A 24,152-nucleotide genomic window follows, 5' to 3' on the forward strand; every position below is an offset into this window, starting at 1 on the left:
AGCGTCACCTGAACGTCACCTTAACAAGCCACTCTGTTGCCCTTCGAACGCTTGGGAGCTTGTCATGCTGCACGCACAAAACCAGGATCGGCTGTACCTGATGGCCCAGAACGATGAGCAGGAAGCCCTGGTGGGCGGCCTTGCATTCAACGTTCAGGACCGCCACTGGCTGGTGTATTGCGCCCTCGGCGGGCACCAGCATGCCGACCTGCCGGAGCTGGACCTGCTCACTGGCGTGAGTGTGCTGGACTTTTATGTCGAAACGGCTGCATGAAGGCTACAGGCATAAAAAAACCGGGCTCATTGCTGAGCCCGGCGATGGGGGCGTTGCGCGCCCGCCTGACGGTTACTGCGCGTTGAGAAGCGAACCGATGCTCGGGTCTTTGAACAAGCGCGTCAGGGCATCACTCAACACGTCGCTGACCAGCTTGGTGTTGGTTTCCTGGTTCGGCGACATACCGAAGCGCTGGTTCAGGGACGCGCCGTAGCGGCCACTGTAGCGGCGTGTGCCGGCGCTGACGTCGGACTTGAAGGTCGCGCCGATGGAGGCTTCCGTCACATACAGGCCTTCTTTGGGCGACTGGTACTTGAGCTCAGCCAGGGTGATGGTCAACTGCGGCGCGCCCGGCGAGTTGGCCGGGGTAAAGCCCAGCAGGCGCACGGCGGCTTCAGCCTGGGCTTGCAGCTTGGGCAGCACGTCCTGACCCTGGACCGAAATCAGCGCAGTCTCAGGGTACAGGCCACCACGGGAACCCAGGGTGGGCGAAGGACGACCATCTACCACGCGCACCGACACCGGCTGGCCATGGCCGACAGGCGCCAGTTGCGCCGTGACTTTAGGTTGCGGGCTGAGTTGTTGCGGGCTGTTGGCGCAGCCAACCAGGGTCAAACTGGTCACAGTGATCAAACCGAACAACAGGCGTTGCAACATACTCATTTCTCCAGGACTGGGTGCAAACAGGCCGCCAGTATAACGGCGCATGTGGGCCACTCACCAGCCATCCTGAACGTCAGCTGAAGGCGGGCTGAAATTACAATTTCGCATAATTTCGTCACTCCACTGTCATGGCACACTGGCAACCTTCGAGCATGTAACGTAACAGGTACAAAGCCATGCGCCTTCTTAAATCATTGTTCATGTCACACCCCCGCCATCGCCATTACGCACGGCTCGATGCCAACGGCCATTGCGTGGCGTTCAAGCAGTGCAGCCTGCCACCTGTGGGCGATGGCTGGGTGGAAGTCTCGGAGACTCATCTGGGCTGGATGCACCGTCCATTGCCGATGAGTGCCCGAATCAGCCCGCAGGTTGCTCACAGGCATTCGCGGCACGCACTGGCTTCCTGAACAGCCCTAATAAAAGTCACAAAACACGCCCATTTCCCCGACGTTCTTCGCTACAATCTCCCCCCGATTATAAGGACGTCTCCTGATCGGGCCCCGCAGCACCGTTAATGCCTCGGTATTAACCCCCCAATCGCCCACAGAGAGCCGCCCACACAGATCGAGTGAAGCTGGCGCGCTTGCTGATTTCTTTGCAAACCACCCCTCTTTGCCGAATCTGCCAGAGCTGCCATTGCGCTCGGCCACTTGAGTTGTTTGCCCGTCTTGCTGCGTGTCGGCAGGGTTTACGGGCCAGGTGCCAGGCTGGGGCAGCCCTTTTTTGAGGTTCACGTCTTCAAAAGAGCGTGAAAAAACGGGTTTTCACAACTTCACAAGAGTGTGGCGAGCAAATGAATAGTTTGGCGTTTGTACAAGCACCATCAGCGTCTGGAACAGCCCAACCACACAGGACCGAGTACTCCTCAAACACCGGAGCTTGAGCCTGTCCGCTACGGATTGGTTGCACGAATCGCACGCTTTGACCATAAGTCGAATTGCCACAGGCGCCCATGAATGCGTTCATAGGCAGATTAGCCGGCAGGAAGCGTGTGCTGAAGTTGCAAAGAATTGCGAAACGGACATGGCGATCCTGGCCATGGGTAACCTGGGGCAACACGTGAACCGCCCCGTCACTCCTGGCAGCCATGCCGTCAATTTGGTGCTGCAGATTTTGGAGACGCGTTAAATGGCGCATAACGAAGCAGTCGACGTAGTACTGGTAGGGGCCGGCATCATGAGTGCCACCCTGGCCGTATTGCTCAAAGAGCTCGACCCCGGCCTCAAGCTGGAAGTCGTTGAGCTGATGGATTCGGGTGCCGCGGAGAGTTCCAACCCGTGGAACAACGCCGGCACCGGCCACGCCGGGCTGTGTGAGCTCAACTACACGCCGCAGGCCGCCGATGGTTCCATCGACATCAAGAAAGCCGTGCACATCAACACTCAGTTCGAGGTGTCGAAGCAGTTCTGGGCGTACCTGACCAAAAAGGGCACCTTTGGCTCGTCCAAGTCCTTTATCAGCCCGGTGCCGCACCTAAGCTTCGTGCAGGGCGACAAAGGCGTGTCCTTCCTCAAGAAGCGCTTTGAAACCCTCAGCCAGCACCATGCATTCTCGGACATGCATTACACCGAAGACCGCAATGAGATGGCCGAGTGGATGCCGCTGATGATGCCGGGCCGCCCGCTCGATGAAAAAATCGCTGCCACCCGCGTGATGAACGGCACCGACGTCAATTTCGGTGCCCTGACCAACCAACTGCTGTCGCACCTGACCAGCGCACCCGATGCCCAAGTCAAGTACAGCAAGCGCGTCACCGGCCTCAAGCGCAATGGCGCGGGCTGGACCGTGAGCATCAAGGACGTCAACAGCGGCAACAGCCGCGAAGTCGACGCCAAGTTCGTCTTCCTCGGCGCCGGTGGCGCGGCCCTGCCGCTGCTGCAAGCTTCGGGCATCGAAGAAAGCAAAGGCTTCGGTGGCTTCCCGGTCAGTGGCCAGTGGCTGCGTTGCGACAACCCGGAAGTGGTCAAGCACCACCAGGCCAAGGTTTACAGCCAGGCCGCCGTGGGCTCGCCGCCGATGTCGGTGCCGCACCTGGACACCCGCGTGGTCGACGGCAAGAAATCCCTGCTGTTCGGGCCATACGCCGGCTTTACCACCAAGTTCCTCAAGCACGGGTCGTTCCTCGACCTGCCGCTGTCGGTTCGCGCCGGCAACATCGGCCCGATGCTGGCGGTCGCTCGCGACAACATGGACCTGACCAAGTACCTGGTCAGTGAAGTGATGCAGTCCATGGAGCAGCGCCTGGAATCCCTGCGCCGCTTCTATCCTGAAGCCAAAGCCGAAGACTGGCGCCTGGAAGTGGCCGGCCAACGGGTGCAGATCATCAAGAAAGACCCGAAAAAAGGCGGCGTGCTGCAATTCGGCACCGAGCTGGTCGCGGCCAAAGACGGCTCGCTGGCCGCCCTGCTGGGCGCGTCCCCAGGTGCTTCGGTGACGGTTTCGATCATGCTGGAACTGATCGAGCGCTGCTTCCCGGCCAAGGCTGCCGGAGAGTGGGCGGCCAAGCTGCACGAGATCTTCCCGGCGCGGGAAAAAGTGCTGGAGACGGATGCTGAGCTGTATCGCAAGATCAATGCGCAGAACAACATCAGCCTGGAGCTGGTTGAGCAAAGCAACGAGGCTGAAAGCTTCGCTTGAGGTCTTGACGCGGAGCGTCAGTGGAGGCATTCCCACGCGGAGCGTGGGAACGATCAAACGCCCTTCGGGGCGTTTTTTTGTGGCCGGGATAATCAGCCGCGAGCGTTTTCGATCAGCTCGATGTACTCGGGTGCGTTGCGCTGGTCCTTGATAATCTCGACGAAGGTCTGGCCATGCTCATCCTTGCCGTCCAGGTCCAGGCCTGCTTCCTTGAAAAAGCCCAGGAAGCGCTCGAAGTCGTCGATACGCAGGCCGCGGTAAGCCTTGATCAACTTGTGCAGAGACGGTGAGGTCGCGTCGACCGGCTCGAAGTCCAGGAACAACTTGATCTGGTCGTCGCCGATCTCGTCACCAATCACCTGTTTCTTATCTTTACGCATTACCGACTCCAGCCTGCAGACATTACACGGGAGAGGAAGTCTACCTGCCAGACACCGCCTTCGAAAACAACCAAACACACATGTGGGAGCTGGCTTGCCTGCGATGGCGGTGCATCAGTGACAGCTGGGCCAACTGACCCGCCGCCATCGCAGGCAAGCCAGCTCCCACATTGACTGCATTCGGCTTAATTACTTTGCGCGAACGGCGCCTGTGTGCAGGTCCGCCCAGATATGCCCGTTGGCATAACTGAGAAACTGTACATACACCGTGTTATTGCGCAGCAGGTCGACAATCACTCGATATTGCGCCATCGGGTAAGAAAGGGTCAGGGTCTTGCTGGCGTCATCAAACAGCGGCTTCTTCAGGCTTTTGCTCTCGGCGTCGAAATTGAGCACCACCTGGGCGATGGTCGCGCCTTTGTTCAAGGATTTGCCCTTGAGGCGGATCATCAACGGCGAGGTCACCGGAATCGGCTGTTGCGTTGATTGCCGCTGGTTACCCACCACCACCGCATATTCGGTAACTTGCAGCAGTTGCTGCTGGTCGGGCGTTTGCGCGCGCAGGGTGAGGTCATCCGGCGGCAGGAACTGGCTGTGCATCGGCGCGGGCGCGGCAGCCAGTGGCAAACTGAGAGTCAACGCCAGGGCGCCGCAGGTGCGTGTCAACAGGCTCATGGGCCGCTCCGTAGAAAGATAGCCGAGCACTGTAGCTCAATCGAACTGGGCGAGCATCCAGCGTTGGTATTCGGCCACACCGGCTTCGCCTTCGCGGGGCGCCCAGTCGGCTGACTCGCCCACGCCTATCGGTCGATACGGCCCGGCCTTGCATTCAAACATCACGCTGTCGGGTTCCAGCACCACCAGGCCATGAAACACGCCTGGCGGCAAATCGACGCCTGCGCACTCACCGCCCGCCTGCAAAATGCGCTTGGCAATCACCTGGCCGGTGTCGCTGAACACCAGTATGCCGAGGCTGCCCTTGAGCACCAGCAAGGTTTCCGCCTTGTCGGCACTCAGGTGCCGATGCGGCGGCACATAGGTGTCGGGTTGCAGGCCGACGGCCAGGCGATGGCAGGGTTCTTCCATCTGATGCAAGTTGTGATGGTGCCGGCCGCGAGGGCTGGCAGCCGCTTTCTCGGCCAATTGCGCGAACAACGTCTGATCAAGAAAGCGCGCCATGGTTTACATCCCTTTAACCGCGTAGATGCCATTGGCGTTGCGCCAGTAGCCTTTGTAGTCCATACCGTAGCCGAAAATGTAACGGTCGATGCACGGCAGACCGACGTAGTCGGCTTTGAGGTCCGGGCGGGCTTTGCGGTCGTGGTCTTTGTCGATCAATACGGCGGTGTGCACTTTGCGCGCACCGGCGTGTTTGCAGAAGTCGATGATCGCGCCCAGGGTGTGACCTTCATCGAGGATGTCGTCGATGATCAGCACGTCGCGGTCGATGAACGACACTTCCGGCTTGGCTTTCCAGAACAGGTCGCCGCCGCTGGTCTCGTTGCGATAACGGGTGGCATGCAGGTACGAGGCTTCCAGCGGGAATTGCAGATGAGTCAGCAATTTGCCGGCGAAAATCAGGCCGCCGTTCATCACGCAGAAGACCACCGGGTTGGTGTCGGCCATTTCGCGGCTGATGTGTGCGCCGACCTTGGCGATCGCTTCTTCGACTTGCGCTTCGGTGTACAGGCAGTCAGCCTCGCGCATGATTTGACGGATATGCTCGAGATCAGCGGACATGGCGCTCTCCAAGGGGGTGCTGTGGCAAGAAAAGCGGGCAAAGGTACGCATGTGAGGCGCAACGATCAAGCCTTAATGGACTAACGTACTAGATGTCTATAGGACAACACCCTCGGATAGATTAATCTAGGCCGGTTTTTTTGCCCGCCGCCGGAGCCTTTCCCATGCCCACTCGCGAGATCCGCCACCCGCTGATCCGACACAAACTCGGCCTTATGCGCCGTGCCGACATTAGCACGAAGAATTTCCGTGAGCTTGCTCAGGAAGTCGGAGCGCTGCTGACTTATGAAGCGACCAAGGATTTGCCGCTTGAAACCTACGAGATCCCCGGTTGGGCCGGTCCCGTACAAGTGGAGAAAATCGCCGGTAAGAAAATCACCGTAGTGCCTATCCTGCGCGCCGGTATCGGCATGCTCGAAGGCGTGCTCAGCCTGATCCCGGGCGCCAAAGTCAGCGCCGTGGGCGTGGCCCGCAATGAAGAAACCTTGCAGGCGCACACCTACCTGGAAAAACTCGTCCCGGAAATCAACGAACGCCTGGCAATGATCATCGACCCGATGCTCGCCACCGGCAGTTCCATGGTTGCCACCATCGACCTGCTGAAAAAGGCCGGTTGCAAGGACATCCGCGCCATGGTGCTGGTGGCTGCGCCCGAAGGCATCGCCGCCGTCGAAAAGGCTCACCCGGACGTGCAGATCTACACCGCCTCCATCGACGAGCGCTTGAACGAACACGGCTACATCATCCCAGGCCTGGGCGATGCCGGTGACAAGATCTTCGGCACCAAGCAGAAGGACGCGTGAGCATGCAGGATGAATTCAACGACCCGCTTTGGCGCCAGATCCTGTCTGGCGCACAAATGCTGTTTGTAGCATTTGGCGCGCTGGTGTTGATGCCACTGATCACAGGTCTTGATCCAAACGTCGCACTGTTCACCGCAGGCCTGGGCACGTTGCTGTTCCAGGTGGTGACTGGGCGGCAGGTGCCGGTATTCCTGGCATCGAGCTTTGCGTTTATCACGCCGATCATTCTCGCCAAGGGCCAGTTCGGCCTGGCGGCGACCATGGGCGGAGTGATGGCGGCCGGTTTCGTTTATACCTTCCTGGGCCTGGCTGTTAAGGTCAAAGGCACCGGGTTCATCGACCGCCTGCTGCCGCCGGTGGTGATAGGCCCGGTGATCATCTCGATCGGCCTGGCCATGGCGCCGATTGCCGCCAACATGGCGATGGGCAAAGCCGGTGATGGCAGCGAGCTGATCCATTACCAGACGGCGATGCTGATTTCGATGCCGGCACTGCTGACCACCCTGATCGTCGCGGTATTCGGCAAAGGCATTTTCCGCCTGGTGCCGATTATCTCCGGCGTGCTGGTCGGCTTTGCCATGTCGTTCTACTTTGGTGTGGTCGACACGGCGAAGATCGCCGCCGCGCCGTGGTTCGCACTGCCCCACTTCACCGCGCCGGAGTTCAACTGGCAGGCGATTCTGTTTATCGTCCCGGTGGCCCTGGCCCCGGCGATCGAACATATCGGCGGTGTGATTGCGGTGGGCAGTGTGACCGGTCGCGATTACCTGAAAAAGCCCGGCCTGCACCGCACCTTGCTGGGTGACGGGATTGCCACCACCGCTGCCGGCCTGTTCGGCGGCCCGCCAAACACCACCTACGCCGAAGTGACTGGCGCAGTGATGCTGACCAAGAACTACAACCCGAAAATCATGACCTGGGCGGCAGTGTTTGCTATCAGCCTGGCGTTTATCGGCAAGTTCGGCGCGTTGCTGCAAAGCATCCCGGTACCGGTGATGGGCGGGATTTTATGCCTGCTGTTCGGCTCGATTGCGGCGGTGGGCATGAACACGCTGATTCGCCACAAGATCGACCTGGGCGAGGCGCGCAATCTGGTGATTGTGTCGGTGACCCTGGTGTTCGGGATTGGCGGTGTGCTGGTCGGCACCGGCACTGGCCCGGATGACTTCGGCCTCAAGGGCATCGCCCTGTGTGCGGTGGTAGCGATTGGTTTGAACCTGCTGCTGCCGGGCAATGATGGCTGGAAGAACAAGAAGCCGGATGAGCCATTGATCTAACTGGCTCAACGCAAAATAAGTGTGGGAGCTGGCTTGCCTGCGATTGCGGTGTATCAAACGACTAATCTGTCGACTGTTACACCGCTATCGCAGGCAAGCCAGCTCCCACATTTTTTATCTTCAGTGTGGCTTAGAGCTCACCGAGGCCATCGATCAGCGCCTGGTTCTGCTCCGGCGTACCGATGCTGATCCGCAGGAACTGGGCAATCCGCTCCTGCTTGAAGTGCCGCACAATCACCCCTTGCTCACGCAGCTTTGCGGCCAAACCCGCGGCGTCGTGCCGTGGGTGACGGGCAAAGATGAAGTTGGCCGCTGAAGGCAACACTTCAAAACCTTTGCCCTCCAATTGCGCGACCACCGTGTTGCGGCTGTCGATCACCTGCTTGCAGGTCTTCTCGAAATACTCACGGTCCTCAAACGCCGCCGCCGCCCCGACAATCGCCAGGCGATCCAGCGGGTAGGAGTTGAAGCTGTTCTTGACCCGCTCCAGCGCTTCGATCAGGTCTGGGTGGCCCACGGCCAGGCCTACACGCAAACCGGCCAGTGAGCGCGATTTGGACAGGGTCTGGGTCACCAGCAGGTTCGGGTAGCGATCCACCAGGCTGATGGCGGTTTCGCCGCCGAAGTCGATATAGGCTTCATCCACCACCACCACCGAATCCGGGCTGGCCTTGAGGATCTGCTCCACCGCGTCCAGCGCCAGTACGCAGCCAGTCGGCGCGTTCGGGTTGGGGAAGATGATCCCTCCGTTGGGCTTGGCGTAGTCGGCCACGCGGATCTGGAATTGCTCATCCAGCGGCACCGGGGCGGACTTGATGCCGTAAAGGCCGCAGTACACCGGGTAAAAGCTGTAGCTGATGTCCGGGAACAGCAGCGGCAAGTCGTGCTGGAACAGGCCGTGGAAGATGTGCGCCAGCACTTCGTCGGAGCCGTTGCCGAGGAACACTTTGCCGGCGTCAACGCCGTAGTACCTGGCCACGGCCTGCTTGAGCAGGTCGCTGTTGGGGTCGGGGTACAAACGCAGGTTGTCGTTCAACTCTGCCTGCATCGCCGCCAGCGCCTTGGGCGATGGGCCGTAGGGGTTTTCATTGGTGTTGAGCTTGACCAGTTTGGTCAGCTTCGGTTGTTCGCCGGGTACGTAAGGCACGAGGTCCTTGACGAAGGGGCTCCAGAATTTGCTCATGCCTCATTTCCCCTCTTCAAGGATGCGATATTCGGCGCTACGCGCGTGGGCGCTCAGCGATTCACCACGGGCCAGCACCGAGGCAGTCTTGCCCAGTTCGGAGGCGCCTTGTGGCGAGCAGAAGATAATCGACGAACGCTTCTGGAAGTCATACACCCCCAGCGGCGATGAGAACCGCGCGGTGCCGGACGTGGGCAGCACGTGGTTGGGGCCGGCGCAGTAGTCGCCCAGGGCTTCGCTGGTGTGGCGGCCCATGAAGATCGCACCGGCGTGGCGGATCGACGGCAGCCAGGCCTGCGGGTCGGCTACAGATAATTCCAAGTGCTCCGGCGCAATGCGGTTGGCCACTTCGATGGCCTGTTCCATGTCACGCACCAGAATCAGCGCACCACGGCCATTGATCGACTTCTCGATGATCTCGGCGCGGTCCATGGTCGGCAGCAGCGTGTTGATGCTGGCGGCGACCTTGTCGAGGAACTCGGCGTCCGGGCTGACCAGAATCGCCTGGGCGTCTTCGTCGTGCTCGGCCTGGGAAAACAGGTCCATGGCGATCCAGTCCGGGTCGGTCTGGCCGTCGCACACCACGAGGATTTCCGAAGGGCCGGCGATCATGTCGATACCGACCTGGCCAAACACGTGGCGCTTGGCGGTGGCGACATAGATGTTGCCGGGGCCAACCACCTTGTCGACCTTCGGCACGCTTTCGGTGCCGTAGGCCAGGGCCGCAACGGCTTGCGCCCCCCCAATGGTGAACACGCGGTCGACGCCGGCGATGCAGGCAGCGGCCAGCACCAGCTCGTTGATTTCACCACGCGGGGTCGGCACCACCATGACCACTTCGGTTACGCCCGCCACTTTGGCCGGGATCGCGTTCATCAGCACCGATGACGGGTACGAGGCCTTGCCGCCGGGCACGTACAGACCGGCGCGGTCCAGCGGCGTGACTTTTTGGCCCAGCACGGTGCCGTCGGCTTCGGTGTAGCTCCAGGAATCCTGTTTCTGTTTTTCGTGGTAGCTGCGCACCCGCGCCGCCGCCACTTCCAGGGCTTGGCGCTGGGGTGCTGTGATGCGTGTCAGCGCCAGCTCCAGGCGTTCACGGGGCAGGATCAGGTCAGCCATGGACTTCACGTCCAGGCCGTCGAACTGACGGGTGAAATCCACCAGCGCCGCATCACCGCGCTCACGCACAGCCTTGATAATGTCGAGCACTCGCTGGTTGACCGAGTCGTCAGACACGCTTTCCCAGCTCAGCAGATGATCCAGATGATGGGCGAAATCCGGGTCGGCAGCGTTGAGTCGGGCAATTGCAGTGGACGTGGTCATAGCGAGGGCCTCATAGGATTGGCAAAAAACTCAGGCGCCCTAAACTACCGTTCGCTCCGCTTGGGCACCTGAGAATTCTGGCTATGAGGCGGATAGACGGGCGCGGCCTAAGGCCGCGCGGGTGAGTCAACCGCGGTGTCGAGACTCCACTGCCTTGCGCAGGGTGTCGATCAACGCCTGGATACGGGCGTGCTGCATTTTCATGGAAGCTTTGTTGACGATCAGGCGGGAGCTGATGTCAGCAATGAAATCCTGGGGTTCGAGGCCGTTGGCACGCAGGGTGTTGCCGGTGTCGACCACGTCGATGATCTTGTCGGCCAGGCCGATCAGCGGCGCCAGCTCCATCGAGCCGTAGAGCTTGATGATGTCGACCTGACGGCCTTGCTCGGCGTAGTAGCGTTTGGCGACGTTGACGAACTTGGTGGCTACGCGCAGGCGACCTTTAGGCTCGACGTCACCGACACGGCCGGCGGTCATCAGCTTGCACAGCGCAATACGCAGGTCCAACGGTTCGTACAGGCCCTGGCCACCGTATTCCATCAGCACGTCTTTACCGGCAACGCCGAGGTCGGCGGCACCATGTTCAACGTAGGTCGGCACGTCGGTAGCCCGCACGATCAACAGGCGCACATCGTCCTGGGTCGTGGGGATGATCAGCTTGCGGCTCTTGTCCGGATTCTCGGTCGGCACGATGCCCGCTTCAGCCAGAAGCGGCAAAGTGTCGTCAAGGATGCGGCCCTTGGACAGTGCGATGGTCAACATGGGAAACGTCAGTCCTTCATCAGGCTATTGCTGTCCGGTCGCAAACGGCGCCAGACACAGATCGAGGCCATTACAGCCTCGATTTGAAACAAATTCAGCTAACAGCAAACACAGCCCAGTGACGGTGTTTGCTGCTTCAGGAACTAGCCCGGTACGCGGCGGATTTTAGCGCCGAGCATCTGCAGTTTTTCTTCAATGCACTCGTAACCACGGTCGATGTGGTAGATGCGGTCGATCAGGGTGTCGCCGTCGGCGCACAGCGCCGAAATCACCAGGCTGGCCGAGGCACGCAGGTCGGTTGCCATGACTGGCGCGCCCTTGAGCTTGTCGATACCGGTAACGATGGCGGTGTTGCCTTCGACCTGGATCTTGGCGCCCATGCGGTGCAGTTCATACACGTGCATGAAGCGGTTTTCGAAGATGGTCTCGATCACAGCGCCTGTGCCTTCGGCAATCGCGTTCAAGGAAATGAACTGCGCCTGCATGTCGGTCGGGAACGCCGGGTACGGAGCCGTACGCACGTTCACGGCTTTTGGCCGCTTGCCGTGCATGTTCAGTTCGATCCAGTCCTCACCGGTAGTGATTTCAGCACCGGCTTCCTTGAGTTTTTCCAGCACGGCTTCCAGGATGGTCGGATCGGTGTCCTTGACCTTGACGCGGCCACCGGTAACGGCGGCGGCAACCAGGTAGGTGCCGGTCTCGATACGGTCCGGCATCACTTTGTAGGTGGCCGAGTGCAGACGCTTCACACCGTCGATAGTGATGGTGTCAGTGCCGGCGCCGGTGATGTTGGCACCCATGGCGATCAGGAAGTTGGCCAGGTCGACCACTTCCGGCTCGCGCGCAGCGTTTTGCAGCACGCTGCGACCGTTCGCCAGGGCGGCGGCCATCATGATGTTCTCGGTACCGGTGACGCTGACGGTATCGAAGAAGAAGTTGGCACCGCGCAAACCGCCTTCCGGCGCCTTGGCCTTGATATAGCCACCTTCTACGTCGATGACCGCGCCCATGGCTTCAAGGCCACGGATGTGCAGGTCGACAGGGCGCGAGCCAATCGCGCAACCGCCAGGCAGTGCGACTTCAGCTTCGCCGAAACGGGCAACCATCGGGCCCAGCACCAGGATCGAGGCACGCATGGTTTTCACCAGTTCGTACGGAGCGATCAGGGTCTTGATGGTGCGCGGGTCGATTTCGACAGACAGCTTCTCGTCGATCACCGGCTCAATACCCATGCGACCAAACAGCTCGATCATGGTGGTGATGTCGTGCAGGTGCGGCAGGTTGGCCACGGTTACCGGGCCATCGCACAGCAGGGTCGCTGCCAGGATCGGCAAGGCGGAGTTTTTTGCACCGGAAATGCGGATCTCGCCATCAAGGCGGGCACCACCGGTAATAATCAATTTATCCATAAGAATCTCGACGCCTTGGGGGCTCAGGTGCGCTCGGCCCAGGCCGCGCGGCTGAAAAATTTCATAGTGACCGCATGGATGCTGCCATTGGTGATCCACGGGTTCAAATGGGCATAGATCTGCTGTTGACGCTTGACCGGGCTCAATGCCGCCAGTTCATCGCTAATCACGTTCAGCTGGAAATTGCAGCCTTCGCCTTCAACTTCGACGTTCGTTTCGGGCAGCTTTCCTTCAAGGAAGCTTTTAACTTCTAGGGCCTGCATGCTCAACCTCTATCGGCGCCCAGTGCGCACGGGTCGCACATCATACAAAAAAGCCCCGCGCCTGCGAACCCCGCATAGCAGGACTCTGACGGGGGGCTTCTCTAATAATGTGTATTAAGGATGCGCCAACAGCTCGGTAATACCGGAAACCTGAGCGATTTCGCGCATGTCTTCGGGCATTGAGCGGATGCTGACCGCTTTCCTGGCCGCTTGCGCATCACGCATGAAGCACAGCAACAACGACAAGCCGACACTGCTGGACTTGGTCACCGCCGAGCAATCAAGCACCAACGCAGGCGCGTTGCTGCTGTTGATCAGCGCCTGGCCCTGCTTGCGCAGCTCAGGCCCGGTGCGGTAATCCAGCACGCCGCTGAGGAACAACTCGCCGGCGTCACCAAGACGAACAGCCGACTCGGTCATTGCGCAGGCTTCCCGGCTTGTTTGTCGGTTTCTTCCTTGGCTTTGGCGACTTCACCGGCCCAACCATTGATGGTTTTGTCCAGGTTATTGCCATTACGCTGCATCGCATCAGCGAACTGATCGCGGAACAGCTTGCCGATGTTGATGCCGTTGATGATCACGTTGCGCAGTTTCCACTCGCCGTTGACCTTCTCCAGCGTGTACTGAACCGGGTAAACCGCGCCGTTGTTGCCTTTGACGGTCATGTTGACGCTGGTGCGGTCACCCGACTCATCCCCGGCTGGAGCGACGGTAATGCCTTGGTTGTTGTACTCAAGCAGGGCATTGCCATAGAACTGGAACAGGCCCTTCTTGAAGTTTTCCTGGAAGGTCTGCATCTGCGCAGGCGTGGCCTTGCGCGAATACTTGACCGTCATGATGCTGCGGGAAATGCCCTCGGCATCGACCACAGGACCCACAATGGTGTTGAGCGCTTCGTAGAACCTGGTGGGGTCTTGCTTGTACTGCTCTTTGTTGGCAGTCAGGTCAGCCAGCATCTTGTTGGTCGTGTCCTGCACCAGATCGTGCGCAGAACCCGCCGCGTTGGCCATCAACGGCAGCGCTGCCAGCAGCACCAGCAGGCCACGTCGCAAGGTAGAGATCATGAACAGGTTCCTCATTTGGCGTCTTTATTGACCGTATTGAGCAGGAATTTACCGATCAAGTCTTCAAGCACCAACGACGACTGTGTGTCGTGGATTGTCGAACCATCCTTGAGCAGGGCTGTTTCCCCACCCACGCTGACGCCGATGTACTTCTCGCCCAGCAGCCCAGCAGTGAGAATAGATGCAGTGGAGTCAGTCGGCAGATTATCTACCTTCTTGTCGACTTGCATGGTCACCCGGCCAGTGAAGCTGTCGCGATCCAGATCGATTGCCGTGACCTTGCCGATGGTTACACCAGCCATGGTCACTTTAGCTCTGACCGTCAAACCGGCGATATTGTCGAAGTACGCGTAAAGTTTATAAGTATCGGCGGTGGGGCTGGCCGAAAGGCCGCTGACTCGCAGGGCGAGCAACAGTAAAGCCAGGATGCCAGCCAGCAAGAAAAGGCCGACACCGATTTCCACAGTGCGGTTTTGCATCAGAAATCTCCAAACATCAAGGCGGTCAAAATGAAGTCAAGGCCCAGTACCGCCAGCGAGGCGTACACAACGGTCTTGGTGGTGGCGCGACTGATCCCTTCTGAAGTGGGCTCACAGTCATAGCCTTGGAATACGGCGATCCAGGTCACTACAAAGGCGAAAACGATGCTTTTGATGATGCCATTGAGCACGTCGCCGCTGAAGGTCACGCTGTTTTGCATGTTGCCCCAGTACGAGCCGTCATAAACGCCCAACCAGTCAACCGCCACCCACGAACCACCCCAGATGCCCACCACGCTGAAAATCATCGCCAGCAGCGGCAGGGATATGAAGCCGGCCCACAGGCGCGGGGCAACAATATATTTGAGCGGGTCCACGCCGATCATTTCCAGGCTGGACAACTGTTCGGTGGACTTCATGTTGCCGATTTCGGCGGTCAATGCAGAACCCGCACGCCCGGCGAACAGCAAGGCGGTGACCACCGGCCCCAGCTCACGCAGCAGCGTCAGGGCAACCATCTGCCCGACTGCCTGCTCCGAACCGTAGCTGGAGAGGATATTGAACCCCTGCAACGCCAGCACCATGCCGATGAATATCCCGGACACCACGATGATGACCAGGGACATCACACCCACCGAATGCAGCTGTTTGATCAGCAGGCCGAAACCGCCGCCAATGCCGCCACGCCCGAGCAGCGCGTGAAACAGGAAAATCGTCGAACGCCCCAGAACCTCGATCAAGTCGATGCCGGAGCGGCCGAAAAGGCGAACCTTCTCGATTAAAGATGTCTTGCGCATCAGCGCTTCCCCAGAAGATCTGAGCGGTAGTCCGCTGCCGGAAAATGAAAAGGCACCGGGCCATCGGGATCGCCGGTCATGAATTGGCGAATGCGCGGGTTGTCAGCGTTCATGAGCTCTTCGGGCGTGCCCTGCCCCAGCACCTGGCCATCGCCGACGACATAAAGGTAGTCAGCAATGCTCGCGGTTTCGGCCAGGTCGTGGGAAACCACGATGCTGGTGATCCCCAACGCATCGTTGAGCAGGCGGATCAGGCGCACCAGAACGCCCATGGCGATCGGGTCCTGGCCCACGAACGGCTCGTCATACATGAGAATCTGCGGATCGAGGGCAATCGCTCGCGCCAGCGCAACTCGGCGCTTCATGCCACCGGACAACTCGTCGGGCATCAGGTCGATAGCACCGCGCAGGCCCACGGCCTGCAATTTGAGCAGCACAATGTCACGAATCATTTCATCGGACAGCTGGGTATGCACCCGCAGCGGAAACGCTACGTTTTCGAAAACGTCGAGGTCGGTAAACAGGGCACCGCTCTGGAACAGCACGCCCATATGCTTGCGCGCATCGAACAGATCGCTGCGCGACAGGGTCGGCAGGTTCTGGCCGTTGACCCACACTTCGCCGGCGCTGGGCCGCAATTGCATGCCCATCAGGCGCAACAAAGTGGTCTTGCCGCAACCGGAAGGCCCCATGATGCCCGTGACTTTACCGCGGGGAATGCGAATATCGACGTTATTGAAGATGCTGCGCGAACCGCGCTTGAAGGTAAGGCCCTTCAGCTCGACCGCGTAGGCGTTATCGGCACTCATCTAATCTCCTTGGGATGCAGCCTTTCACTCAGACACCATGCGTGCGACTTTCGTTTGCAACAGATGCACAAAAGTTAGCGGCGTGGCCTGGGCCGACCGAACTGGCGGCGAACTATATCACTGCTGGTACAGAGCCCCCAAGGCCGGAACAGCCCTTGTTCAGATTCGGGACAGGGAAAACACCTGACTGAGCATAAATCCCAGGCACTTACAGAATAACTAGCGTGAGGGATTTGATCATTACCGCTATAATCGCCGACTTTTCGTCAGGCTATACGACTTCAGACATGAGCCAATCCAGCGACCTTATTCAATCCGCACAACGCACCATCCGCCTCGAGCTCGAAGCCGTAGAAGGTTTACTGGCCCATATCGACGCAGATTTCGTACGTGCCTGCGAGATGATTCTGGCCAGCAAGGGCCGCGTGGTGGTGGTCGGCATGGGCAAATCCGGCCACGTCGGCAACAAGATCGCCGCCACCCTGGCCAGCACCGGGACCACGGCGTTTTTCGTGCACCCGGCCGAAGCCAGCCACGGTGACATGGGCATGATCACCAAGGATGACATCATCCTGGCGCTGTCGAACTCCGGCACCACCAACGAAATCGTGACCTTGCTGCCCTTGATCAAGCGCCTGGGCATCAAGATGATCAGCCTCACCGGCAACCCGGAATCCACGCTGGCCAAGGCTGCCGAAGTCAATTTGAACGTGCATGTGGCCCACGAAGCCTGCCCGCTTAACCTGGCACCGACCTCCTCCACCACCGCCGCCCTGGTGATGGGCGACGCCCTGGCCGTGGCGTTGCTGGAAGCCCGTGGTTTTACCGCTGAAGACTTCGCGTTTTCGCACCCGGGCGGCGCGCTGGGTCGTCGCCTGCTGCTCAAAGTGGAAAACGTCATGCATTCGGGGGATGAGCTGCCCCACGTACAACGCGGCACCCTGCTCAAAGACGCACTGATGGAAATGACCCGCAAGGGCCTGGGCATGACCGTGATCCTGGAAGCCGACGGGCGCCTGGCCGGAGTCTTCACCGACGGCGACCTGCGCCGCACCCTGGACCGCACCATCGATATCCACACCGCGACTATCGATGCGGTGATGACGCCCCACGGCAAGACCGCCCGCCCCGAGATGCTTGCAGCCGAAGCGCTGAAGATCATGGAAGACCATAAGATTGGCGCGCTGGTGGTGGTCAATAGTGACGACCGCCCGATCGGCGCCCTGAACATGCACGACTTGCTGCGTGCGGGAGTGATGTAAATGACCAGCGACCTGCTGCAACGCGGCAAAAACATCAAACTGGCGATTTTCGACGTGGACGGCGTGCTGACTGATGGCCGCCTGTATTTCCTCGAAGATGGCAGCGAATTCAAGACCTTTAACACCCTCGACGGCCAGGGCATCAAAATGTTGATGGCCGCCGGTGTGCAAACGGCGATTATCAGTGGTCGAAAGACACCGGTTGTGGAACGCCGCGCACAAAACCTGGGGATTCCTCACCTGTATCAAGGCCGTGAGGATAAACTGGTGGTTCTGGACGAGCTTCTTGGCCAACTCAACCTAAGCTATGAGCAGGTTGCGTACCTGGGTGACGATCTACCTGACTTGCCGGTCATTCGCCGAGTGGGCCTGGGTATGGCCGTCGCAAACGCTGCGGCATTTGTTCGTGAACACGCCCACGGCATCACTACCGCGCGTGGCGGCGAAGGTGCTGCCCGCGAGTTCTGCGAATTGATCCTGCGTGCCCAGGGCAGTCTTGAAGCGGCCCACGCCGCCTACTTATAGAGCGTTTTATGCTGAGCAAAAAGATTCGCAACTTCCTGTTATTCGGAGTCATTGCCGCGCTGTTCCTGGCGGTGGGCTACTGGAATATCAGCCCGGAGCGCTTTCTCGACAAGCCTGTTGCCCAGGTTGACGAGGGGCTGATCGACAATTTCGCCACCAATGCCTATACGGTGCAGTTCACACTTGAAGGCAAGGTCCAATACGAGATGACCGCGGAAAAAGTCGAGCACGTCAAGGCATCCGAAGTCAGCCTGCTGACCAACCCGGACCTGAACCTGTTCCGCGGCACCGACTTTCCGTGGCACGTCACCAGCAAACGTGGCGAGGTCAATGCGGACGGCACCCAGGTTGAGTTGATCGACTCGGTACGCGTTGCGCGCACCGATGAACAGAAGCGTGACACCATCATCACCAGCAGTCGCATGACCGTTTTCCCACAACAGCAATATGCGCAGACCGAGCAAGACGTTAGAATTGACGGCGCTGGCGGTGTATCGACTGGCAAGGGAATGAAAGCGTATTTGAAAGAAAGCAGGATACACCTGCTATCGAACGTAAGAGGACAGTATGAGGCTCGTTAAAACCCTCCCTATTTTGCTCGGTCTGGGCGCAGCACTGGGAAGCGTGAGCGCCTGGGCTCTGCCGAACGATAGCCAGCAACCGATCCGCATTCAGGCTGACGATGCGCAGCTGGATGACAAGCAAGGTGTCGCGACCTATTCCGGTGGCGTGGTCATTATCCAGGGCTCGATGAAGATTACCGGCAACACGGTAACGCTGACTCGCACCCCGGCGGGTGACATCGACGTGGTGACTTCGGTAGGCAACCTGGCTTACTTCGAACAGATGCAGTCGGTTACCGACAAGAAGCCGATGCAGGGCTACGGTAAAACCATCCAGTATCACGCTCAGCAGAACCGCATTGTCCTGATCGACCAGGCACGGGTTGTCAGCACTGACGGCAACACCACCGAAGGTGAAAAAATCACCTACGACACCGTCAAGCAGATCGCCACCGCCGGTCGCGCCAATGGCAGCAAGGTCACGCAACCCCGTCCTCGCATCGACATGGTGATCCAGCCGAAACAGAAAGACGCTGCCGCCCCTGCGCCTAAACCCGCTGCGAAGAAGACGAACTAATGGCAACCCTGAAAGCCCAGCATCTGGCCAAAGCTTATAAAAGCCGTCAGGTCGTACGCGACGTCAGCCTGTCGATCGAAAGCGGCCAGATCGTCGGCTTGCTCGGCCCTAACGGCGCCGGCAAGACCACCTGCTTCTATATGATTGTTGGCCTGGTCCAGGCGGATCAGGGCCGTGTATTGATTGACGATCTGGACGTAAGCCACCAGCCGATGCACGGTCGTGCACGCGCGGGTATCGGCTATCTTCCCCAGGAGGCGTCGATCTTCCGCAAACTGTCGGTGTCCGACAACATCATGGCGATCCTCGAGACCCGTAAGGAGCTCGACCGTGACGGCCGTCGCAAAGAACTGGAAAGCCTGTTGCAGGAGTTCCACATCAACCACATCCGCGACAACCTCGGCATGAGCCTGTCCGGTGGTGAGCGTCGCCGTGTGGAAATCGCCCGCGCACTGGCTACCGCGCCGAAGTTCATCCTGCTGGACGAACCTTTTGCCGGTGTTGACCCGATCTCGGTTGGCGATATCAAGCAGATCATCCATCACCTCAAGGCCAAGGGCATCGGTGTACTGATCACCGACCACAACGTGCGTGAGACGCTCGATATTTGCGAAACCGCCTATATCGTCAACGATGGGCAACTGATTGCAGAAGGTGATTCGGCCACTATCCTGGCCAATGAACTGGTGAAGGAAGTGTACCTGGGTCACGAGTTCCGCCTGTAAACACGGTGATATCAGGCAGTTGCCAGGGGCGCGTGCAAGTCAATAAAAACCTCGGTTTTTTTATTGTTACCGCGCTCTAGGCAAAGCCCCTGATATCAGGCATATAATTTGCTTATGTTTGGCGCTCACGCGCCCTGTCGTGGATGGCGCATTGCGCCGGCGAATAAGGTGTTAAGCCCCTGCCATGAAACCATCGCTAGTCCTGAGAATGGGCCAGCAGCTGACGATGACACCGCAGCTGCAACAGGCCATCCGCCTGCTCCAATTGTCGACCCTGGACCTGCAACAGGAAATCCAGGAGGCCCTGGAGTCCAATCCGATGCTCGAACGCCAGGAAGAAGGCGACGACTTCGATAATGCAGACCCGCTGGCCGACAACATCGAGCAAAAACCCAACCCCGACGTGCAGGAACCGTCCTATCAGGAAACCGCCCCTACGGTGGATAACCTTGAGGAAGGCGAATGGAACGAACGCATTCCCAACGAGCTTCCCGTCGACACCGCCTGGGAAGACGTCTACCAGACCAGCGCCAGCAGCCTGCCCAGCAATGACGACGACGAGTGGGACTTCACTACCCGCACGTCCGCCGGTGAAAGCCTGCAGAGCCATTTGCTGTGGCAACTGAACCTGGCGCCGATGTCCGACACCGATCGCCTGATCGCCGTAACCCTGATCGACTGCATCAACAATCAGGGCTACCTGGACGAGACGCTCGACGAGATTCTGGAAGCCTTCGACCCGGAATTGGACATCGAGCTGGACGAAATCGAAGCCGTCCTGCATCGCATCCAACAGTTCGAGCCTTCCGGCATTGGCGCTCGCACCTTGAGCGAATGCCTGTCGCTGCAACTGCGCCAACTGCCGGCCAAGACCCCGTGGCTCGTCGAGGCCCAGCGCCTGGTCACCGACTACATCGACCTGCTGGGCAGCCGCGACTACAGCCAGTTGATGCGCCGCATGAAGCTCAAGGAAGATGACCTGCGCCAGGTCATCGAACTGGTGCAGAGCCTCAACCCGCGCCCCGGCTCGCAGATCGAGTCCAGCGAAGCCGAATATGTCGTGCCTGACGTGATCGTGCGCAAAGACAACGAACGCTGGCTGGTGGAGCTGAACCAGGAATCGGTGCCACGCCTGCGGGTCAACCCGCAGTACGCCGGCTTTGTACGTCGCGCCGATACCAGCGCCGACAACACCTTCATGCGCAACCAATTGCAGGAAGCGCGCTGGTTCATCAAGAGCCTGCAAAGCCGCAACGAAACCCTGATGAAAGTGGCCACCCAGATCGTCGAGCACCAGCGCGGCTTCCTGGAATATGGCGACGAGGCGATGAAGCCGCTGGTCCTGCATGACATTGCCGAGGCTGTGGGCATGCATGAATCGACGATTTCCCGCGTGACCACACAGAAATTCATGCATACCCCACGGGGTATTTATGAGCTGAAATACTTTTTCTCCAGCCACGTCAGCACCTCCGAAGGCGGTGAATGCTCGTCCACGGCGATCCGCGCGATCATCAAAAAACTGGTTGCGGCGGAAAATCAGAAAAAGCCATTGAGTGACAGTAAGATCGCTGGTTTACTGGAGGCACAAGGCATTCAGGTCGCCCGTCGAACCGTCGCCAAGTACCGCGAGTCCCTCGGGATCGCGCCTTCCAGCGAGCGTAAGCGTTTGATGTGACGGGCGGGCCACAGCGTTCCAGTGGCAGGCGCTTTTGCCTGTCGCTTTATGCACTGGCAACGAAGGAGAAGCTGTATGCAAGTCAACATCAGTGGACACCAGCTGGAAGTCACCAAGCCCCTGCGTGAGTACACCGAGAGTAAGCTGAACAAGCTTGCGGGGCATTTTGACAAGATCACCAACGTGCAGGTCATCATGGAGGTCGATAAGCTCAAGCAGAAAATCGAGGCCACCCTGCATGTGCCGAATGCGAAGCTCGTCGCCAATGCCGAGCATGAAGATATGTATGCGGCGATTGACTCGCTCTACGACAAGCTGGACCGCCAACTCATAAAGCATAAGGAAAAGAATCTGCACCTGATGCAAGGTACAGGTCGTTAACTCTCCCCCATGATCCAACTTGAAACCATCCTGACCCCCGGCCGTTCCCTCGTGAACGCGCCGGGCGGCAGTAAGAAAAAAGCCCTCGAACACATCGCCAACCTGATCAGCCGTGAAGTGCCTGAGCTGGATGAGCAAGTCGTGTTCAAGGCCCTGATCGACCGTGAAAAACTGGGCTCCACCGGTTTTGGCAACGGCATCGCCATTCCTCACTGCCGCCTTGAAGGCTGCACCTCTCCCGTCAGTGCGTTATTGCACCTGCAGGAGAAAATCGATTTCGACGCCATCGACGGCGCCCCGGTTGACCTGCTGTTCGTTCTGCTGGTCCCGCAAGCCGCCACCGATGCGCACCTGGAACTGCTCCGGCAGATCGCCAGCATGCTCGACCGCAAGGACGTACGCGACAAACTGCGCAGTGCCAGCAGCAACGAGGCGCTATACCAGGTTGTACTCGATGAGCAAAACAGGCAGTAATCATGCGTTTGATCATCGTGAGCGGCCGTTCCGGCTCGGGTAAAAGCACCGCCCTCAACGTCCTTGAGGACAACGGCTTCTATTGCATCGACAACCTGCCGGCGGGCCTGCTGCCGGAGTTGGCCGAACGCGCCCTGATCCACACTGAACTGGCGCAACCCCTGGTGGCCGTCTCGATTGACGCCCGCAACCTGCCCAGCCACCTTGAGCGCTTCCCGCAATTGCTCGAGGAAGTACGCGCCAAGCATATTCATTGCGATGTGCTGTACCTGGATGCCGACGAGGAGACGCTGCTCAAGCGTTTCTCCGAAACCCGACGACGTCACCCCCTCAGCAGCCCGCATCGCTCCCTGGCCGAAGCCATCGAGGACGAAACCTCGCTGTTAGGGCCGATCATTGACCTCGCTGATCTGAAGATCAACACCACGGACCTCAACCTGTATCAGTTGCGCGATGCGATCAAGCTGCGCCTGCTGAACCAGCCGGAGCCGGGCACGGCCTTTCTGGTTGAGTCGTTCGGGTTCAAGCGCGGGATGCCGGTGGATGCCGACCTGGTGTTCGACGTGCGCTGCCTGCCCAACCCTTACTGGAAGCCGGAGCTGCGTGACCAGTCCGGTTTGGACCAGCCGGTGGCCGAGTACCTGGCGGCGCAACCGGATGTCGAGGAGATGTTCCAGGATATCTCCAGCTACCTGCTCAAATGGTTACCGCGCTTTGCCGCAAGTAATCGGGCTTATGTCACCATTGCCATCGGCTGCACCGGCGGCCACCATCGCTCCGTCTACCTGACCGAACGCCTGGGCCAGGTGCTGCAACAAACCCTCAAGAACGTCCAGGTTCGCCACCGCGACCTTAGCTGAAAGGAACACCCCCGCGATGCCCGCTCTGGAAATTGAAATCATCAACAAGCTGGGCCTGCACGCCCGCGCCTCGGCTAAATTCGTCGGCGTTGCCGGGCAGTTTCCTTGCCAGATCCGCGCCGGGCGCACGCCAGAGTCGATGGTCGACGGCAAAAGCATCATGGCCATGATGATGCTGGCCGCCGGCAAGGGCACCAGGATTCACTTGAAGACCGAAGGCGAACAAGAGCAGGAAGCGATGGATGCCCTGGTTAAGTTGATCAATAACTACTTTGACGAGGGTGAGTAAACCCACCACTTGAGACAGGTGTGAGGCTGCAACGGCCTCACCCTAATGCGGTGTCCATCACCATCATCAGACAAAACCCGATGCACAACCCCAGGCTGGCAAGCTTTTCGTGACCGTTGCGGCGCGATTCCGGGATCACTTCGTGAGTCACCACCAGCAACATAGCACCCGCCGCCAGCGCAAGCCCCAATGGCAACAGAACCTCAGCCAGACTCACCAGCCATGCACACAGCACGGCAAACACTGGCTCGACCAATCCTGACGCAGCGCCGATCAAGAACGCTTTGACCCGCGACATGCCCGCCCCTGCCAGCACCAGCGCGATCACCAACCCCTCCGGCACATCCTGCAGGGCGATGCCCATGGCCAGGCTGTCGGCATCCGGCATGCCGCCACCGGCAGAAACCCCCACCGCCATGCCTTCCGGAATGTTATGGGCAATGATGGCGAACACAAACAGCCAGATGCGCGGCGCAATAACCGGTTTGTCCGGCGTGCCCACCAGCATCTCCGGGCTCGCGCCGGAGACCTTGCGGTCCACCAGATACAACCCGTACGCGCCGAGCATGATGCCGAAGCTGATCAACCCACTGGCGCCCCAAGGTGAGAGCCCGAGGCCTTCAGCGGCTGCAATACCGGGCACGATCAGCGAAAATGCCGTCGCCGCCAACATTACCCCGGCACCAAAACCCAGCAAGGTATCGCTCAGCGCTACCGGCATGCGGCGTATGACCAGCACGGGCACCGCGCCCAGCGCAGTGCCGAGCGCGCAGATCGCCCCACCCTGCAAAGCGCGCAGGATACGCGGTTCAAGGTTCAGCCAGGCCAGCCCATGGGCCACCAGCAATGCAGTCCCTGCCAACAGCAACAGCGAGCCAAACGCATAACGAAACATTCGCCCGCTGCTGATCGCCAGTGTTTCAGTGCCCATAGTCGGCCTTAGATCTTGTTA

Annotated in this window: 31 protein-coding genes; 15 read left to right on the forward strand and 16 right to left on the reverse strand. The window is 59.5% G+C overall.

Annotated features, from left to right (window positions below):
- Positions 1–64 precede the first annotated feature (64 nt).
- The gene (locus AOA59_RS04995) at positions 65–274 is read left to right on the forward strand and encodes a hypothetical protein (RefSeq protein WP_056859008.1); all 210 of its coding nucleotides are present in this window, start codon (positions 65–67) and stop codon (positions 272–274) included.
- Positions 275–346: 72 nt separating this feature from the next.
- Here the strand turns inward: AOA59_RS04995 and AOA59_RS05000 are convergent, their stop codons facing one another.
- Positions 347–931: a YajG family lipoprotein gene (locus AOA59_RS05000; protein WP_017138217.1), complete on the reverse strand. Its 585-nt coding sequence runs from the start codon at positions 929–931 to the stop codon at positions 347–349.
- Positions 932–1,113: 182 nt separating this feature from the next.
- Between AOA59_RS05000 and AOA59_RS05005 the strand changes: the two genes are divergently transcribed.
- Together AOA59_RS05005 and mqo are read left to right on the forward strand one after the other, a co-directional pair.
- Positions 1,114–1,347 (forward strand): hypothetical protein, encoded by a 234-nt coding sequence (locus AOA59_RS05005; RefSeq protein WP_081321407.1) that lies wholly within the window; start codon positions 1,114–1,116, stop codon positions 1,345–1,347.
- Between the two features lie 721 nt (positions 1,348–2,068).
- Positions 2,069–3,577 (forward strand): malate dehydrogenase (quinone), encoded by a 1,509-nt coding sequence (gene mqo / locus AOA59_RS05010; RefSeq protein WP_099486218.1) that lies wholly within the window; start codon positions 2,069–2,071, stop codon positions 3,575–3,577.
- A 92-nt stretch (positions 3,578–3,669) separates the two neighbouring features.
- Here the strand turns inward: mqo and AOA59_RS05015 are convergent, their stop codons facing one another.
- From AOA59_RS05015 to AOA59_RS05030, 4 genes are all read right to left on the reverse strand, one after another.
- Positions 3,670–3,957, reverse strand: a complete 288-nt coding sequence (locus tag AOA59_RS05015; protein ID WP_099486220.1) for a PA4642 family protein — start codon at positions 3,955–3,957, stop codon at positions 3,670–3,672.
- Between the two features lie 189 nt (positions 3,958–4,146).
- Positions 4,147–4,632 carry a hypothetical protein gene (locus AOA59_RS05020; RefSeq protein WP_099486222.1) on the reverse strand — a complete coding sequence of 162 codons (486 nt, stop codon included), beginning with the start codon at positions 4,630–4,632 and terminating at the stop codon, positions 4,147–4,149.
- A gap of 36 nt (positions 4,633–4,668) precedes the next feature.
- Positions 4,669–5,136 carry a WbuC family cupin fold metalloprotein gene (locus tag AOA59_RS05025; protein WP_099486223.1) on the reverse strand — a complete coding sequence of 156 codons (468 nt, stop codon included), beginning with the start codon at positions 5,134–5,136 and terminating at the stop codon, positions 4,669–4,671.
- 3 nt (positions 5,137–5,139) lie between these two features.
- Positions 5,140–5,697, reverse strand: a complete 558-nt coding sequence (locus tag AOA59_RS05030) for a hypoxanthine-guanine phosphoribosyltransferase (RefSeq protein WP_003216150.1) — start codon at positions 5,695–5,697, stop codon at positions 5,140–5,142.
- Between the two features lie 164 nt (positions 5,698–5,861).
- Here AOA59_RS05030 and upp point away from each other — a divergent pair, with 164 nt between their 5' ends.
- Positions 5,862–6,500 (forward strand): uracil phosphoribosyltransferase, encoded by a 639-nt coding sequence (upp, locus tag AOA59_RS05035; RefSeq protein ID WP_017138223.1) that lies wholly within the window; start codon positions 5,862–5,864, stop codon positions 6,498–6,500.
- A gap of 2 nt (positions 6,501–6,502) precedes the next feature.
- On the forward strand, positions 6,503–7,777 hold the full coding sequence (locus AOA59_RS05040) for a uracil-xanthine permease family protein (RefSeq protein ID WP_017138224.1): 1,275 nt from the start codon (positions 6,503–6,505) through the stop codon (positions 7,775–7,777).
- 130 nt (positions 7,778–7,907) lie between these two features.
- Here AOA59_RS05040 and hisC read toward each other — a convergent pair whose 3' ends face one another.
- The 10 genes from hisC to AOA59_RS05090 all read right to left on the reverse strand — a co-directional run bounded on the left by hisC (position 7,908) and on the right by AOA59_RS05090 (position 15,866).
- Entirely contained in the window at positions 7,908–8,960 is a 1,053-nt protein-coding gene (gene hisC / locus AOA59_RS05045; protein WP_065930289.1) for a histidinol-phosphate transaminase, read from the reverse strand.
- Between the two features lie 3 nt (positions 8,961–8,963).
- Complete coding sequence (gene hisD / locus AOA59_RS05050; RefSeq protein WP_056859015.1) at positions 8,964–10,283, reverse strand: histidinol dehydrogenase; 1,320 nt, start codon at positions 10,281–10,283, stop codon at positions 8,964–8,966.
- 126 nt (positions 10,284–10,409) lie between these two features.
- Complete coding sequence (gene hisG / locus AOA59_RS05055) at positions 10,410–11,045, reverse strand: ATP phosphoribosyltransferase (RefSeq protein ID WP_003188599.1); 636 nt, start codon at positions 11,043–11,045, stop codon at positions 10,410–10,412.
- Between the two features lie 143 nt (positions 11,046–11,188).
- Entirely contained in the window at positions 11,189–12,454 is a 1,266-nt protein-coding gene (murA, locus tag AOA59_RS05060) for a UDP-N-acetylglucosamine 1-carboxyvinyltransferase (protein ID WP_017138227.1), read from the reverse strand.
- Between the two features lie 23 nt (positions 12,455–12,477).
- Positions 12,478–12,717 (reverse strand): BolA family protein, encoded by a 240-nt coding sequence (locus AOA59_RS05065; protein ID WP_065930287.1) that lies wholly within the window; start codon positions 12,715–12,717, stop codon positions 12,478–12,480.
- A gap of 114 nt (positions 12,718–12,831) precedes the next feature.
- Positions 12,832–13,137, reverse strand: a complete 306-nt coding sequence (locus AOA59_RS05070; RefSeq protein WP_099486225.1) for a lipid asymmetry maintenance protein MlaB — start codon at positions 13,135–13,137, stop codon at positions 12,832–12,834.
- On the reverse strand, positions 13,134–13,781 hold the full coding sequence (locus tag AOA59_RS05075; protein WP_056859018.1) for a phospholipid-binding protein MlaC: 648 nt from the start codon (positions 13,779–13,781) through the stop codon (positions 13,134–13,136). The genes AOA59_RS05070 and AOA59_RS05075 overlap by 4 nt, the downstream gene beginning before the upstream one ends.
- A gap of 11 nt (positions 13,782–13,792) precedes the next feature.
- A complete protein-coding gene (mlaD, locus tag AOA59_RS05080; RefSeq protein WP_005784855.1) occupies positions 13,793–14,260 on the reverse strand; it encodes an outer membrane lipid asymmetry maintenance protein MlaD in 468 nt (155 codons plus the stop codon).
- A complete protein-coding gene (gene mlaE, locus AOA59_RS05085) occupies positions 14,260–15,057 on the reverse strand; it encodes a lipid asymmetry maintenance ABC transporter permease subunit MlaE (RefSeq protein ID WP_056859019.1) in 798 nt (265 codons plus the stop codon). The genes mlaD and mlaE overlap by 1 nt, the downstream gene beginning before the upstream one ends.
- Positions 15,057–15,866 (reverse strand): ATP-binding cassette domain-containing protein, encoded by an 810-nt coding sequence (locus AOA59_RS05090; protein WP_005784851.1) that lies wholly within the window; start codon positions 15,864–15,866, stop codon positions 15,057–15,059. The genes mlaE and AOA59_RS05090 overlap by 1 nt, the downstream gene beginning before the upstream one ends.
- 287 nt (positions 15,867–16,153) lie before the next feature.
- Between AOA59_RS05090 and AOA59_RS05095 the strand changes: the two genes are divergently transcribed.
- From AOA59_RS05095 to AOA59_RS05140, 10 genes are all read left to right on the forward strand, one after another.
- Positions 16,154–17,128 carry a KpsF/GutQ family sugar-phosphate isomerase gene (locus tag AOA59_RS05095; RefSeq protein WP_065930285.1) on the forward strand — a complete coding sequence of 325 codons (975 nt, stop codon included), beginning with the start codon at positions 16,154–16,156 and terminating at the stop codon, positions 17,126–17,128.
- Complete coding sequence (locus AOA59_RS05100; RefSeq protein ID WP_034118123.1) at positions 17,129–17,653, forward strand: HAD family hydrolase; 525 nt, start codon at positions 17,129–17,131, stop codon at positions 17,651–17,653.
- Positions 17,654–17,661: 8 nt separating this feature from the next.
- Positions 17,662–18,234 carry an LPS export ABC transporter periplasmic protein LptC gene (gene lptC, locus AOA59_RS05105; RefSeq protein WP_065930283.1) on the forward strand — a complete coding sequence of 191 codons (573 nt, stop codon included), beginning with the start codon at positions 17,662–17,664 and terminating at the stop codon, positions 18,232–18,234.
- Positions 18,221–18,793: a lipopolysaccharide transport periplasmic protein LptA gene (gene lptA / locus AOA59_RS05110; protein WP_065930282.1), complete on the forward strand. Its 573-nt coding sequence runs from the start codon at positions 18,221–18,223 to the stop codon at positions 18,791–18,793. The genes lptC and lptA overlap by 14 nt, the downstream gene beginning before the upstream one ends.
- Positions 18,793–19,518, forward strand: a complete 726-nt coding sequence (gene lptB / locus AOA59_RS05115; RefSeq protein ID WP_099486227.1) for an LPS export ABC transporter ATP-binding protein — start codon at positions 18,793–18,795, stop codon at positions 19,516–19,518. The genes lptA and lptB overlap by 1 nt, the downstream gene beginning before the upstream one ends.
- A 184-nt stretch (positions 19,519–19,702) precedes the next feature.
- Positions 19,703–21,196: an RNA polymerase factor sigma-54 gene (locus tag AOA59_RS05120; RefSeq protein ID WP_099486229.1), complete on the forward strand. Its 1,494-nt coding sequence runs from the start codon at positions 19,703–19,705 to the stop codon at positions 21,194–21,196.
- A 75-nt stretch (positions 21,197–21,271) separates the two neighbouring features.
- Positions 21,272–21,577 carry a ribosome hibernation-promoting factor, HPF/YfiA family gene (hpf, locus tag AOA59_RS05125; RefSeq protein ID WP_003171804.1) on the forward strand — a complete coding sequence of 102 codons (306 nt, stop codon included), beginning with the start codon at positions 21,272–21,274 and terminating at the stop codon, positions 21,575–21,577.
- Positions 21,578–21,586: 9 nt separating this feature from the next.
- Positions 21,587–22,051: a PTS IIA-like nitrogen regulatory protein PtsN gene (gene ptsN / locus AOA59_RS05130; protein WP_069786076.1), complete on the forward strand. Its 465-nt coding sequence runs from the start codon at positions 21,587–21,589 to the stop codon at positions 22,049–22,051.
- 2 nt (positions 22,052–22,053) lie between these two features.
- Entirely contained in the window at positions 22,054–22,911 is an 858-nt protein-coding gene (gene rapZ, locus AOA59_RS05135) for an RNase adapter RapZ (RefSeq protein WP_056859026.1), read from the forward strand.
- Between the two features lie 16 nt (positions 22,912–22,927).
- Positions 22,928–23,200: an HPr family phosphocarrier protein gene (locus AOA59_RS05140; protein ID WP_060754944.1), complete on the forward strand. Its 273-nt coding sequence runs from the start codon at positions 22,928–22,930 to the stop codon at positions 23,198–23,200.
- Positions 23,201–23,237: 37 nt separating this feature from the next.
- Here the strand turns inward: AOA59_RS05140 and AOA59_RS05145 are convergent, their stop codons facing one another.
- Positions 23,238–24,131 (reverse strand): ZIP family metal transporter, encoded by an 894-nt coding sequence (locus AOA59_RS05145; protein ID WP_099486230.1) that lies wholly within the window; start codon positions 24,129–24,131, stop codon positions 23,238–23,240.
- Positions 24,132–24,152: the final 21 nt, after the last annotated feature.

This window comes from Pseudomonas sp. 2822-15 (assembly GCF_002742515.1).
Lineage (GTDB): Bacteria > Pseudomonadota > Gammaproteobacteria > Pseudomonadales > Pseudomonadaceae > Aquipseudomonas > Aquipseudomonas salomonii.